Annotated in this window: 1 protein-coding gene; it reads right to left on the bottom strand. The window is 69.3% G+C overall.

Annotation, left to right across the window (positions count from 1 at the left end):
• Positions 1–678: ABC transporter ATP-binding protein (locus ROTAS13_RS25500; protein WP_139323623.1), on the bottom strand; the 678-nt coding region annotated here is incomplete at both ends.

Below are 678 nucleotides of genomic sequence, written 5' to 3'. Positions count from 1 at the left end.
TCCGGCAGGCGGGCGACGAAGCCGTGCGCATTGGCGAGCTGCGCGGCGCGCTCGATCTCCGCGCGCGTGGCGCCGGGGCGGCCATAGGCGATGTTCTCGGCCAGCGAGCGGTGGAACAGCACCGGCTCCTGCTGCACGATGGCGATGTTCCGGCGCAGCGATTCCTGCGTGACGGCGGCGACGTCCTGGCCGTCGATCAGGATGCGGCCGCCGCTCACGTCGTGCAGCCGCTGGATCAGCTTCACGAAGGTGGTCTTGCCGGAACCGGAGTGGCCGACCAGCCCGACACGCTCGCCCGCCTGGATGGTGAGCGAGAAGTCGCGGTAGAGCGGGGTGGTGTGGCGGCCGTAGTGGAAGGTGACGCGGTCGAACTCGATGCGGCCTTCCCGCACGTCGATGGCGCGCGCGCCGGGGCGGTCGGCGACGCCGAGCGGCAGGGCCAGGATCGCCACCATCTCCTCCATGTCGTTCACCGAGCGGCGGAGGTTGTTGATGTGGTAGCCGATGTCGCGCAGGTAGCCCTGCACCACGAAGAACATGGCGAGCACCGTGGCGAGGTCGCCCGGCGTGGCCTGTCCGTGCCACCACAGCCAGACGGCCATGCCGATCGTGCCGATGCGCAGCAGCAGCATCGCCTGTCTCTTGATCACATCTACGCACAGCTCCACCGTAAGGCGA

The sequence above is a fragment of the Roseomonas sp. TAS13 genome (assembly GCF_001950415.1).
Lineage (GTDB): Bacteria > Pseudomonadota > Alphaproteobacteria > Acetobacterales > Acetobacteraceae > Roseomonas > Roseomonas mucosa.
This window is presented reverse-complemented; position numbering and strand designations above follow the sequence as displayed.